Here is a 13358-nt window from a genome sequence, read left to right on the forward strand (position 1 = left end):
GCTCACTTGAAATGAACCGTTCGACTTCCTATTCAAAACCCAAAATCGGGAAGTTAATTTTTCTGCGTTAGTGTGCTTTAATGTCAAGCAAAACCTCGGCAATACGTTCTGCGGCCTGGCCATCCCAAAATGGAGGGATGGTTCCTTTTTTGGCGCGCCCTTCTAATATCGCCATCATGTGCTCGTGCACGGTTTGGGGGTTGAGGTCTGCCAAAAGTGTATTTGTGCCTAATTCCACCGTAATGGGACGTTCGGTACTGCTTCGAAACGTAAGACAGGGGGTTTGCAAAAAAGTGGTTTCTTCCTGGATGCCCCCCGAATCCGTGATCACCATTGCCGCTCCTTCCATCAGGCGCAAAAACTCCAAATAGCCCAACGGCTCGGCGGTAATCAGGTTAGGGATGCGCTCAAAACGCGCCAGCAAGCCATGGGTTTCCATGTTTTTGAGTGTCCTCGGGTGCACAGGAAATACCACTTGCTTACACTGTACAGCATCCTCAATGATGCTCAAGATGGCCGATAAGCCTTCCTGAAAATCAACATTGGAGGGCCGGTGCATGGTCATCAGGATGTAGCTTTGATCTTCCACCGCTGGTTTTCCAGGCAAAACTTGGTCATAGGACAATTGCCTTGCCCGCGCCTGGTAATGTACCAAAGAATCTATCATACAGTTGCCGACGAAGAAAATACGCTCGTCGGGAACATTTTCCTTGGCCAAATTGATCATGCCACTCATTTCTGTCACGAAGAGGTAGTCAGAAATACTGTCGGTCAGGATGCGGTTGATTTCTTCGGGCATCCCACGATCGCCGCTACGTAAACCCGCTTCAACGTGTGCAACCGGAATATTCATTTTTACCGCAACCAACGCACAGGCAATGGTAGAATTGACGTCGCCAACAACCAAAACCAAGTCGGGTTTTTCTTTTTCCAACACCTCCTCAAAAGCCAGCATGATTTTCGCAGTCTGCTGGGTATGTGACCCTCCGCCAATACCCAGAAAATAATCGGGCTTGGGCATCTCCAACTGGGTAAAAAACACATCACTCATCTTGGCATCGTAATGCTGACCGGTGTGTACAATTTTTGATTCCAGCGCTGGGTGACGTTGGAAAGCCCGGTGCAAGGGTGCTACCTTCATGAAATTGGGCCGAGCGCCAACGATGTTGAGAATTTTCATGTGGATTATTCGTTAAAAAGGTCTTTGTTTTTGAATGAATACCGCTGCAACAAGCGCAAAATATCCTTGTGCTTGAGGGCATCTTCCAACGCTTTCAAATGCCGGATGTGGTGCATGTCGGTTCCCAAATAGCTTACCATCCCTGCTTCAACTAAAGTTTTGGCCCATTTTGCGATTGAATTGCCATAATATCCGGCCAGAGACAAGATATTCACCTGTAAATCACATCCTAAATCACAGATGCGTTCGATGTCTGATCTGCTGCCCATGTAATAACTGTATCGCTCGGGATGGGCCAAAATGGGATAATACCCCTTGATCCGCAACTGAAAAATGCGGTTTTCCAGGTCTGGCGGAGGCGCAAAAAAAGACAATTCGACCAAGATGCGTTTACCTGGCATAAAAAGAATATCGCCTTGTTCAAATAGCTCCGCTGTGTAACTGTCTATATTGTATTCCGCAGAAGCTTCCAGCCGAAAGTTTAATCCTTCACGCCGAATGGCTTCTTGCAACGTGATGCAGCCACTACTGATGATGGCACCATTGTTGGGGTAATAATCCCCCATTACATGCGGTGTAGTAATTGCACCCGAAAAGCCCAATTTGATTAGTCCACGCACCAGTTCAAGGCTTTCTTCCAACGTTTTGGCACCATCGTCAATCCCCGGAATGAGGTGCGAGTGCATATCCGTGTTCAATACGGAAAAATCCTGTGGAGGAATTTCATCCTTTTTTTGTGTGCGGGAGAATAAATTACCAAACATAGACTTAAACTTGATAGTAAACCCGGTACCAATCAATAAAGCGTTGAATTCCTGTATGTACGGTAGTAGCTGGTTTGTATCCAGTATCTGCCTCCAGCTCACTCACGTCAGCAAAAGTAGCAGCCACATCCCCAGGTTGCATGGGCAACAATTCTTTGATGGCGGTTTTGCCCAATGCCTGTTCAATGGCCTCAATAAATTCGGCCAACTGAATGGGTTGGTTGTTGCCAATATTGTATATCCGATAAGGTGCACTTGAATGCGCCGGATCAACCACCGCTGGATTCCAATTCGGATTGGGGCTTGGCACGCGATCCGCTACCCGAATGATGCCTTCAACAATGTCATCTACGTAAGTGAAATCACGGATCATCTTGCCTTCATTGAAAACCTTGATCGGCTCACCTGCCAGGATGGCTTTGGTAAATAAAAACAAAGCCATATCCGGACGCCCCCAAGGGCCGTAAACGGTAAAAAAGCGCAAGCCGGTGGTGGGTAAACCAAACAAATGGCTGTAGGTATGCGCCATCAATTCGTTGCTCTTTTTACTGGCTGCATACAAAGATACCGGATGGTCTACATTGTCTGCGGTAGAAAAGGGCATTGCGGAATTGAGACCATACACGCTGGAGCTACTTGCGTATACCAGATGCTTGACGTCCTGATAGCGGCAGCATTCCAGAATATTGACAAAGCCAATAATGTTGCTGTTGATGTAGGCATGCGGATGGGTCAGGCTGTATCGAACGCCCGCTTGGGCGGCCAGATTGACTACCACATCGAAGGCTTGTTCTTTAAACAATTTTTCCAATCCAGCCTGATCTTCCAATTGCAATTGAATAAAGGAAAAATTGGGTTGATTGCCGGTACAAAGCTGCCCCTTTTCAATGGTATTGCGGGCAATCCCCAACTGTGCCAGGCGCGCATATTTCAACTCTACATCGTAATAGTCATTCAGGCTGTCTAGCCCAATCACAAAATCTCCTCGTTCGAGCAACTTTGTTGACAAGTGAAAGCCAATAAATCCTGCAGCTCCGGTAACCAGTATGCGTTTCATCTTTGAGTATAAAATCTTTATGATCAGTGAATTTTGTGAAAGTAAATATTTTCTTCAAAATCACCATTTGATTCAATCGTTTGTTTATGCAGCACCCCGTTTGTTGGACAATGGCCGCAATATTTCAGGGGCCATCTGCATGCGGAGGGAATACCCCAGGTTTTCTAGTTCAACAACGAAGTTTTTGGGGCCTAATCCTTGCAATAACCTACCGCGCATGCCAAACAAACTTCCGCTGATGATTTCAACCTCTTCACCAATTTTCAATACCCCTTGATCGACTTCTACATTGGGAATTTCACCAGTGATCCGCCGCAATATTTCAATCTCCTTTTCTGGAATGGCGATCAATTCCCTGGCGGTTTTTAAAAACTGAACTACATCTGGTACTTCGAGAACTGGAACGTATTGTTCCTTGATGATTTGTACAAAAACGTAACAATTGATCAGCGGGATCTCCAATTTTTTGATCTTGCGTGTGTACAAACGCGTCACCTTCTGCAAAGGCAAATAGCATTGAATGCCTTTGTCCTGCAAGTACTTGCTCACCAATTTTTCCCTTTTATACCTGGTGCAAACCGCAAACCAGCGAGGTTCTGAAGCGTGAAGCATAGTGTCAGTTTTTACTGCTTAGTGTTCTTACCGTTTTTTTTATAAGAATGAGAGGAAGGAACCACTCTACTCATCTCACATCAATCTGGTCATGGATATTTCTCAATATTGCTCCTAAACTTATAATCTCCAATAGGCAATTTTACGCTCGATAGCTTCTGCGCGGGTATAAATTCCCTTCAGGTCAAGAAGCAAGGGTTTTCCATTCATCAATGCACGCAGTGATTCGAGATTCATCGCTGCAAATTGTTTGTGTGCTACCGCAACAATCACGGCATCGTAGTTGTCTTCGGGTGCGTCGTACAAAGTCAGGTTGTATTCGTGTGCAACTTCGACAGCAGATGCGTAGGGATCAACCAAGTGCACTGCAATAGAGTATTGTTGAAGTTCGCGTACCAAATCCGCCACTTTTGAGTTGCGGATATCCGCCACATTTTCTTTAAAAGTAATGCCTAGTACGAGTACCCGGCACTGTCCGGGGTTTTTGCCATGCTGAATCAGCATTTGTACCAGTCGTTTGGCTATGTAAGCGGGCATTTCATCATTGATTTTGCGCCCGCTGGTGATCACATGGGGCGTATACCCCATTTCTTTCGATTTGTGCAGCAGGTAATAGGGATCAACGCCAATGCAATGCCCTCCTACCAAACCCGGGAAAAACTTCAGAAAATTCCACTTGGTTCCTGCTGCCTCCAGTACTTCCTGGGTATCGATGCCCATCCGGTCAAAGATGACCGAAAGCTCATTCATGAAGGCGATGTTTAAATCCCGTTGGGTATTTTCAATCACTTTAGCGGCCTCGGCCACTTTAATGGAGCTGGCCTGGTACACGCCAGCCTGGATAACTGCGCCATAAATTTGAGCCACCAAAGCACTTGCCTCCGCATCGCTACCGGATACAACCTTGAGGATTTTTTCAACGGTATGTTCTTTATCTCCCGGATTGATTCGTTCGGGTGAATACCCTACCTTGAAATCAAGTCCGAATTTCAAACCAGACTCGCGCTCCAAAATCGGTACACAGTCCTCTTCGGTACAACCAGGATACACGGTTGATTCAAACACCACATAATCGCCTTTTTTCAATTGCTGGCCCACTGTTTTAGAAGCTTTGAGCAAAGGCGTCAAATCGGGATTGTTGTGCTCATCGATCGGGGTCGGTACTGCTACAATATGAAAATGCGCTAGTTGCAAATCTTCAGCCTGATGGGTGAAGGTGATGTCAGCACCTTCAAAAGCTGATGCGTTCAATTCTTGTGAAGGATCTATACTTTGCTGCATCTGTGCAACCCTTGCGGCATTGATGTCGAAACCGATCACGCGAAATTTCTTGGCCAAAACCAGAGCCAGAGGCAAACCTACATAGCCCAAGCCTATGACCGAAACCAGCTTTTTCTTTTGCAAAAAATCTTCAATCTCCATCTTGCGTGTATTTTACAACAATCCTTATTGACGCAAAAAATTACTTCCTGATTCTTTGAGAGGGAAGTTAATTTTTCTGCGTTCCTTAGAAAGATTTTACAGCCTCAGTAATATAATTCAATTGTTCCTGATCCAATTCCGTGTGCATCGGCAAGGAGATTACTTCCTGGCACAGCAGCTCGGATACGGGCAAATGCGTAAGCTCCGTAAATGGTTTGAACGCATCTTGGGCATACAGTGGCACTGGATAATAAATCATTGTCGGGATGCCTTTTTGTTGCAAGTGTGCCTGCAATGCATCACGACGGGCATTTTTGACCAGCAAAGTATATTGGTGAAAAACATGCGTAGATAGAGGGTGGCGCACCGGGGTTTGAATGCCTTCCAATCCCGCAAAGGCCTGATCATAAAAATCGGCAGCAGCCCGGCGGGCAGCAGCGTATTCATCCAGATGCTTGAGCTTGACGCCCAAAACCGCAGCTTGAATGGCATCCAGTCTTGAGTTGACCCCAACCGCATCGTGGTAATATCGGCGCACTTGGCCGTGATTGGCAATCATTTGCATCTTTTGGGCCAAATCAGCCCGATTGGTGCAGATGGCGCCGCCATCGCCGTATGCCCCCAGGTTTTTGGAGGGATAAAAAGACGTACAACCAATGTGGGCAATAGTGCCGGTTTTGGCCGTACTGCCATTGCTGAAGGTATAATCCGCACCGATGGCTTGAGCGTTGTCTTCAATGACCCACAGTCCTTTCTCTAGCGCCAACGCCATAATCGGCTCCAGGTCGCAACTTTGTCCAAACAAATTGACCGGTACAATGGCCTTGGTGCGTGGCGTTATAGCTGCGGCAATAATATCTGCGGTGAGGTTAAAGGTATCGTAATCCACATCGACCATTACTGGTTTCAGGCGCAACAGGGCAATGACTTCTGCTGTAGCCACATACGTAAACGCGGGTACGATCACTTCGTCGCCAGGCTGCAAATCGAGTGCCATCATGGCAATTTGCAGGGCGTCGGTACCATTGGCACAGGGAATTACATGTGTTGCACGCAAGTACTGCTGCAAATCTTCCTGAAATGCTTTGACTTTTGGTCCGTTGATGTAAGCAGTAGTGTCCAATACCTCCAGAATACCCTGGTCTATCTCAGACTTGATTTTGAGGTACTGCCGCTTTAAGTCTACCATTTGGATGGCGTCCATACTTTGTAAAGTTTTGGGTTTAAAGTTCTAAGAAAATTTCTAAGAACCTAAAACTTAAGAAGCGCTTTCTCCGCAATCGTTTTGCCAATCGCCAAAGAGGCGGTAGCAGCCGGAGAAGGAGCGTTGCATACATTAATGATATTGTGGTCTTCGAAAATGAGAAACTCATCAATCAATTTGCCTTCCCGGTCGCAAGCCATTGCCCGCACTCCTGCCCCTCCTCGCTCCAAATCGTCGAATCCAACTGCAGGAATGAGGTGTTGCAAGGCTTTCACAAAGGCACTTTTGGAATACGAGCGGTGCATTTCTCCCAGGCCATAGCGCCAATTTTTGGCCGCCAGGCGCAAAAAACCAGGGTACGACAAGGTCTCCAGCAACTCCGGAACATTCAGATCCCAACGGCTGTAACCTTCGCGGCGGAACGCCAAAACGGCATTGGGGCCAGCTTCTATGCCCCCTTCAATCATCCGGGTGTAATGCACGCCCAGAAAAGGGAATTCGGGATTGGGTACCGGATAGATCAGGTTGTTGACCAAATATTGCTTCTCAGGCTTCAATTCGTAGTACTCTCCTCGAAAAGGCACAATTTGCACCCCTTGAATATTCTGACCCGTCATTTGGGCTACCTTATCGGCATACAAGCCCGCGCAATTGATCAATAAATCTCCAGATATTTCGCCTGCTTCGCCAATCGCGGTTACTTCATCGTTGCTGCGTTTGATGGAGCTAACTTTGAATCCAGTCCGAATCACGCCTCCACGAGCAATGATCAGCTCTGCGTATTTTTTGGCTACTTTTTTGTAATTGACGATGCCTGCCTGAGGTACCCACAGCGACTCAATCACATTGACATGGGGCTCTTTTTCGCGGGTTTCGGCAGCGCTGATGCGGCGAATGTTTTTCAGCCCATTTTGCAGGCCATTCTCCATGATTCTGTCCAATTGTGGCAATTCTTCGGGGCGAGTGGCCACAATCACCTTGCCGCAAATATCGTATGGAATTCCATGCTCATCGCAAAAGCTCAATAAAGCACCATAGCCCTCCATACAATTCTGGGCACGCAAGGTACCCGGACGGTAATAGATTCCAGAATGGATTACTCCACTGTTGTGTCCAGTCTGGTGGGTAGCTACCTCCTGCTCCTTTTCCAGAACGGTTATTTTCAGATCGGGCCTCACCTCCATCAATCGCCAAGCCGTAGCCAAGCCTACAATTCCACCTCCAATTATGAGTACTTTGTTCTTCATGATGGCTAAGGCTTAATCCAGTTCAGACCAGAGCAATAGTGGCTCTACTTCTGAATGGCTTTTGATGACTTCTGGATATTCTGCTCGGGAGTAAATGATAAATCGGATGCGGCGCTTGACGAGGGTCTCCACTTTTTCAATCAACTGAATCAAGTAATGCCGATCAATATTGCCTACAAAAATCAAATCAATGATGGGACTGTCCAAACCACGTGCAAAATCGCCGGTGAGAAATACCTTCTCCACTTCACCCAAACGTTTGACAACGTTCTCGATGATCTGATCCAGTCCTAAGTATTTCATTAGGATGGTATGGACTTCTCGGAAAAGTGGATGTTGGGTGTTGGCGCGAAAGATTTTCTTGTTGCCGCTGAGTTCTGAAACAAGCATGCCCGCTTTTTCAAGACTGTTCAATTCAAGACGAATTGCATTTGTGGATTCACCGAACTCGCTTTCCAGACCGCGTAGGTAGGCAGTGGTGCTGCTGTTGAGAAAGAATTTCAACAACAGTTTGATTCTAGTCTTGGAGGAAATCAAGGCTTCTATCATAAGAAACGAGTACTACAGTGCATCTATACAAGATCGATGCACAAATGTAACGACAAAATGAGCAAAAAACTTACTCGTTCTATGATATTTTTCTGAAAAAATTATTCCAGTGGCTCAAGCAGTGATTTACAAATGTCTTTCACCAAGCCGGGTCCGGCGTACACCAGCCCCGAATAAATCTGCACCAGCGCTGCACCTGCTTCCAGCTTTTCTTTTGCATCCTGAGCCGAAGCAATCCCTCCTACTCCAATGATGAATAATTTTTCACCCGATTTTTGGTACAAATAACGGATCACTTCGGTTGAGCGCTCGCGCAAGGGCTGACCACTAAGGCCTCCAGCACCGATTTCGTTCACCAATTCTTTTGAACTAATCAGTCCTTCCCGATCAATGGTGGTATTCGTTGCTATCACGCCGGCGATCCCCGTGCTTTGTACAATTTCGAGAATATCGTCCAATTGTTGCTCGTTCAAATCGGGTGCGATTTTGAGCAAAATGGGGGTGGGAAGGCGATAAGTATGGTTCTTATTTTGGAGTGCAGTCAGCAATTGGGTGAGTGGGGCCTTGTCTTGTAAAGCCCGCAAATCCGGAGTATTGGGAGAACTTACATTGACCACAAAGTAATCCACAAACGGAGAAAGGCGCTCGAAGCAATACAGGTAATCGTTTAAAGCCTCTTCGTTGGGGGTAGCTTTGTTCTTGCCAATGTTGCCGCCAATGATGAGTCCCTTGGGTCTTTTTTTCTTGAGTTGTTCCACCAGGACATCTACCCCGGCATTGTTGAAGCCCATGCGGTTGATCAGTGCTTCATCGTCGGGCAACCGGAATAAACGGGGTAAAGGGTTGCCAGCTTGTGGCTTGGGCGTTACAGTACCCAATTCAACAAACCCAAACCCCAAGGCTGCCATGGCGTGATAGTGCTTGCCGTCTTTGTCAAAACCTGCCCCCAAACCCACCGGATTCTGGAAGGTCAAGCCCAAAAAATGGCGCGCCAGCCTGGAGTCATGAAGCTGATAGGTTTTGCGCAGCAAAGCCCCCACCCCAGGTAAGGCCAGGCCAAACTTGAGCAATGCCACGGTGAGGTGGTGCGCCCGTTCAGGGGCGAAGCGAAACAACAATGGTTTCAGTAGGTCTTGGTATAATTTCATTTTCGTAGGAATTCATTCTTCAAAGCCAAAAGTACAAATACGGCAGATAAAACGCCGTAAATAGACCATTTAATGCCATCGCCAGTGCAGCAGCAGCGGCCATCAAATCATTTTCTTGTTGTGCACGAGCAGTTCCGATGCCATGAGACACCGTTCCGATGGCCAATCCAGTCTCCATGGGGTCTTTGATCCCTACCGCCCTCAAAAACGGCAAGCCCCAAACCGCCCCCATGATCCCACTCATCAGTACAAAAGCCACGGTCAGCGAGGCTTCTCCGCCCAACGATTTGCTCAATTCCAGTGCAATGGGAGTGGTAACCGCTTTGGTAGACATGGCCTGCACAAAGGGTTCGGGCAAACCCAACCAACGCGAGAGGTACACGCCTGCCAACACATTTGTCAGACCGCCGCAACTCACCGCCGCCACGATGGCAAAAGCTCGACGTTGCAAGGCCGCAGCTTGTTCGTACAAAATCAATGCCAGGCAAACCACGGTGGGGGAAAGCATAAATACCAATATCTGCGTCGATTTCAGGTAATCTTCTACCACCCCACTCCCCAAACGGATCACCGTAGCGATCAAGATGATGGCCACTAAAACCGGATTCAGCCAGGATTTACGGTAGCGCAGGAATAAATGCTGCCCCAACAGATAAGCGCCCAAGGTAAGTCCAATCATTAATGCGGGGACTTGAAATGGATTCATCGATTCAGCAATTTGAAAACCAGCGCGGTAGTCACACCACTTAGTATGGAAGTAAACACCACCAGCAAGGCCAGTTTCCAGCCATACTCCAGCATACGATCAATATGTAATAGGATACCCAGACTGGGCGGCACAAAGAAAACCCCCATCATGCCCAAAAAACCTTTGGCGCTGGCCTGTACGGACGCATACGAAACCCACTTAAATTGCAAGGCTACCCACAAACCCAGCATGCCAAAAACCGCGCCGGGAATGGGTAGCCTTGCCAGTTGGGTGAGTGTTTCGCCCAGCGCCCAAAACGTAAAGATGAGGAATACACCCCTCAATACTTCCATTTAGAGCTTCTTGACGTCGTACACCATGTAGTTCGTCTTTCCTTGCCAGGGCATGGCTTTTACTTTCTTTTTGTAAAAAAGCTTCACTTTTTGTCCCTGCAATTCATCCAGCTTTTCAGCTACACCGTGATCTGGCACTGAAAAGATCCATCCACCCAAAGATTGCGTTCCCTTTTCGGTTGGCAGATTGGTACTGAGGTTGATGGCGCCAGTGTTCAAGGTACCTTCGTAGGTTTTGAACACAATACCCTTGTAGGTAATGTTGGTAAGCGTACCACTGGTGGTGCCTTTGCTTATGGTAAAGTTGCAATAAAGAAAGATGTAGCCAAGTACAACCAGAAAAAGTGCAAAAATTCCCCACAATAGGAAACGACGCAGCTTTTTGCCAACACTTTGGGCTCCTTCTTTGACAACCTGTTCAAATTCACTCATGTTCGTTAGATTTTGAATGCTAAAAATACGATTATTGAGACGGATTTTCCAGCAAAAGGGAACTCCAAGTGTGGAAATTTTGTTTTTTTGGAAAAAATCCTTTTCATCGCTTGCATAAAAGAAAAACATCGCCGTATATTTGCGCACGCCTTTGAAAAAAGGTTAAAGTTCTTTAATATGGTGTGGTAGCTCAGTTGGTAGAGCACAGGACTGAAAATCCTGGTGTCGCTGGTTCAATTCCTGCCCGCACCACCATTTAATTCTTATGATCACTGCTTTCGTACATACTCATCATCATCATGGCTTACACTCGTAAGGCAAATGGTTGATGTATATGCTGCGTTAAATCAGTATTAATTCTCTGAAGAGGTCTACCATTTACCGGTAGACCTCTTTTTTTTTGTCCTGAATTTTTTGAAGCTCTTAGTATGACGCAAAAAATTACTTCCCGATTTTTTTAGAGGAAGTTAATTTTTCTGCGTTACTCAACTCAATGCCATGCCAACCATGCTAAAAATTGCCGTGCAGAAATCCGGGCGCCTGCAAGAGGACTCACTGGAAATGCTGCGAGAATGTGGAGTTCGCGTCGATACTGGCCGCGACCAACTCAAAGTATCCGCCTCGGGCTTTCCGATGGAATTGTTCTTTCTGCGCAATTCCGACATCCCTCAGTACGTCCACGACGGCGTTGCGGATGTGGCCATTCTGGGACAGAACACCGTAATCGAAAAAGAAAAAGACCTGGACGAGGTACTTCCTCTGGGTTTTGCCAAGTGCCGCTTGTCGATTGCCGTCCCAAAAGGCACCGTTTATCCAGGTGTAGACTGGCTCAATGGCAAAAGAATTGCCACTTCTTACCCGAATACCCTACAAACTTTTTTGACCAAAAACAACATCCAGGCCGAGATCCACGAAATTGCCGGCTCGGTAGAAATTGCCCCCAATATCGGCCTGGCCGATGCCATTTGCGACCTAGTCAGCTCCGGCAATACTTTATTCATGAATGGCCTGGAAGAAAAAGAAGTACTACTCAAATCAGAAGCAGCTATTTTTGTCAGCCGCCGCATCAGTCCTGAAGCACGTGCTTTACTCGATAAACTGATCTTCCGCTTCAAGTCAGTCCTTGCTGCCCGCAACAACAAGTACCTCCTAATGAATGCCCCCAACGAGGCACTACCCGAAATCATCAATATTCTACCGGGCATGAAAAGCCCTACGGTAGTGCCCCTGGCCGCCCCCGGCTGGAGCAGCGTGCATACCGTCATCAGCGAAGACCGCTTCTGGGAAATCATCGATCAACTGAAAGAGGTGGGTGCACAGGGCATTTTGATTATCCCGATTCAGAAAATGATCCTGTAGTCTTTAAACCCAAAACATTAAAACGCAAAAAACATGCACACTTTCTCCTACTCCGATATCGCTGCAAACCCAAGCCTCCTGGCTCGTCCTGCCCTGGCTGCGGCCAACCTTGAGGCTACCGTTAGTCAGATCTTGCAAGAGATTCGGCAGCGTGGCGATGCTGCGGTGCAGGAATACACGCTGCGCTTTGACAAAGTTGCGGTAGATCATTTGGAAGTCAGTGCTACCGAATTGGCGGAAGCAGAGGCCTCTCTGGATCCTGCCCTCAAAACGGCCATTCAAACCGCCAAAGCCAATATCGAAACCTTTCATGCGGCACAGCAAAGCCACCCGGAAGTGATCGAAACCATGCCTGGGGTATTTTGCTGGCGCAAAAATGTCGGCATCGACAAGGTTGGCCTGTACATTCCGGGAGGAACTGCGCCCTTGTTTTCAACCGTTTTGATGTTGGGAGTTCCCGCCAAATTGGCGGGTTGCAAGGAGATTGTATTGTGTTCGCCTCCGGGAGCCGACGGCAAAATCCATCCTGCCATTTTGTTTGCCGCAAAAACAGTGGGCGTTACCCGGATCTTTAAAGCGGGCGGAGTGCAAGCCATCGGCGCAATGGCTTATGGCACGGCAAGCATCCCACAGGTGTACAAAATTTTTGGCCCAGGCAATCAATACGTCACCGCGGCAAAGCAATTGGTGAGCCGCGAAAAAGTAGCCATTGACATGCCAGCCGGCCCTTCGGAAGTACTGGTTTGCGCCGATGAAACCGCCAATCCAGCCTTTGTTGCTGCCGATCTTTTGGCACAAGCCGAACACGGCATCGACAGCCAGGTGGTGGTGCTGGCTTTCAGCGATGAATTGCTCCAGGCGGTTTTGCAGGAAGTGGAAAACCAGGTAGCAGTGCTGCCACGTGCCGAAATTACCCGCCAAGCCCTCGAAAACAGTGTGGCCGTATTGGTCAATACCCGTGCAGAAGCGCTGGAACTGATCAATGATTATGCTCCTGAACACTTGATTCTGGCCATGCAAGATGCCGATGATTTTGCGGAGCAGGTGCAAAATGCTGGTTCGGTTTTCATCGGGAATTACACCCCTGAGTCGGTTGGCGATTACGCTTCAGGCACCAACCATACCCTACCTACCAATGGCTACGCCCGGGCGTACAGTGGCGTATCGCTGGATTCTTTTGTCAAAAAAATCACTTTCCAGCGCTTAACCCCTCAAGGGTTGAAAAACATTGGCCCAACGGTAGAAACCATGGCCATTGCTGAGGCCTTGGTAGCGCATCAGCGTGCGGTAAGTATTCGTTTGGAAGAAATGAGCAAAAAAAATAACGCAGAAAATTAAGTTCC

The 13358-nt window shown here is 47.6% G+C and carries 14 protein-coding genes and 1 tRNA gene; 3 read left to right on the forward strand and 12 right to left on the reverse strand.

The features are described from left to right. Nucleotides 1-67 precede the first annotated feature (67 nt). From wecB to ABW391_RS05105, 12 genes are all read right to left on the reverse strand, one after another. Nucleotides 68-1180: a non-hydrolyzing UDP-N-acetylglucosamine 2-epimerase gene (wecB, locus tag ABW391_RS05050; RefSeq protein ID WP_353480744.1), complete on the reverse strand. Its 1113-nt coding sequence runs from the start codon at nt 1178-1180 to the stop codon at nt 68-70. 5 nt (nt 1181-1185) lie between these two features. Continuing rightward, the gene (locus tag ABW391_RS05055; protein ID WP_353480745.1) at nt 1186-1944 is read right to left on the reverse strand and encodes a tyrosine-protein phosphatase; all 759 of its coding nucleotides are present in this window, start codon (nt 1942-1944) and stop codon (nt 1186-1188) included. Between the two features lie 4 nt (nt 1945-1948). Next, a complete protein-coding gene (locus ABW391_RS05060) occupies nt 1949-3001 on the reverse strand; it encodes an NAD-dependent epimerase (protein WP_353480746.1) in 1053 nt (350 codons plus the stop codon). Between the two features lie 84 nt (nt 3002-3085). Beyond that, nucleotides 3086-3613, reverse strand: a complete 528-nt coding sequence (locus ABW391_RS05065) for a UpxY family transcription antiterminator (protein WP_353480747.1) — start codon at nt 3611-3613, stop codon at nt 3086-3088. A 120-nt stretch (nt 3614-3733) separates the two neighbouring features. Further along, complete coding sequence (locus ABW391_RS05070; RefSeq protein WP_353480748.1) at nt 3734-5035, reverse strand: nucleotide sugar dehydrogenase; 1302 nt, start codon at nt 5033-5035, stop codon at nt 3734-3736. Nucleotides 5036-5120: 85 nt separating this feature from the next. Further along, nucleotides 5121-6239 carry a DegT/DnrJ/EryC1/StrS family aminotransferase gene (locus ABW391_RS05075; protein WP_353480749.1) on the reverse strand — a complete coding sequence of 373 codons (1119 nt, stop codon included), beginning with the start codon at nt 6237-6239 and terminating at the stop codon, nt 5121-5123. 47 nt (nt 6240-6286) lie between these two features. Beyond that, nucleotides 6287-7486, reverse strand: a complete 1200-nt coding sequence (gene lhgD, locus ABW391_RS05080; RefSeq protein WP_353480750.1) for an L-2-hydroxyglutarate dehydrogenase — start codon at nt 7484-7486, stop codon at nt 6287-6289. A 12-nt stretch (nt 7487-7498) separates the two neighbouring features. Continuing rightward, the gene (locus tag ABW391_RS05085; protein WP_353480751.1) at nt 7499-8035 is read right to left on the reverse strand and encodes an ArsR family transcriptional regulator; all 537 of its coding nucleotides are present in this window, start codon (nt 8033-8035) and stop codon (nt 7499-7501) included. Between the two features lie 101 nt (nt 8036-8136). After that, nucleotides 8137-9183, reverse strand: a complete 1047-nt coding sequence (locus ABW391_RS05090; protein ID WP_353480752.1) for a quinone-dependent dihydroorotate dehydrogenase — start codon at nt 9181-9183, stop codon at nt 8137-8139. Between the two features lie 19 nt (nt 9184-9202). Then, complete coding sequence (locus ABW391_RS05095; protein WP_353480753.1) at nt 9203-9889, reverse strand: LrgB family protein; 687 nt, start codon at nt 9887-9889, stop codon at nt 9203-9205. Then, a complete protein-coding gene (locus tag ABW391_RS05100) occupies nt 9886-10224 on the reverse strand; it encodes a CidA/LrgA family protein (RefSeq protein ID WP_353480754.1) in 339 nt (112 codons plus the stop codon). Before ABW391_RS05100 ends, ABW391_RS05095 begins: the two co-directional genes overlap by 4 nt. Further along, nucleotides 10225-10656, reverse strand: coding sequence for a hypothetical protein (locus tag ABW391_RS05105; RefSeq protein WP_353480755.1), 432 nt, complete (start codon nt 10654-10656; stop codon nt 10225-10227). A 179-nt stretch (nt 10657-10835) separates the two neighbouring features. On the opposite strand from ABW391_RS05105, the gene ABW391_RS05110 reads away from it, so the two are divergent. The 3 genes from ABW391_RS05110 (at nt 10836) to hisD (ending at nt 13353) form a co-directional block, all read left to right on the forward strand. After that, nucleotides 10836-10911, forward strand: a tRNA-Phe gene (locus ABW391_RS05110). A 243-nt stretch (nt 10912-11154) separates the two neighbouring features. Continuing rightward, complete coding sequence (gene hisG / locus ABW391_RS05115) at nt 11155-12015, forward strand: ATP phosphoribosyltransferase (RefSeq protein ID WP_353480756.1); 861 nt, start codon at nt 11155-11157, stop codon at nt 12013-12015. Between the two features lie 33 nt (nt 12016-12048). Continuing rightward, a complete protein-coding gene (hisD, locus tag ABW391_RS05120) occupies nt 12049-13353 on the forward strand; it encodes a histidinol dehydrogenase (RefSeq protein WP_353480757.1) in 1305 nt (434 codons plus the stop codon). Nucleotides 13354-13358 lie beyond the last annotated feature (5 nt).

Source organism: Haliscomenobacter sp. (genome assembly GCF_040403615.1).
Lineage (GTDB): Bacteria > Bacteroidota > Bacteroidia > Chitinophagales > Saprospiraceae > Haliscomenobacter.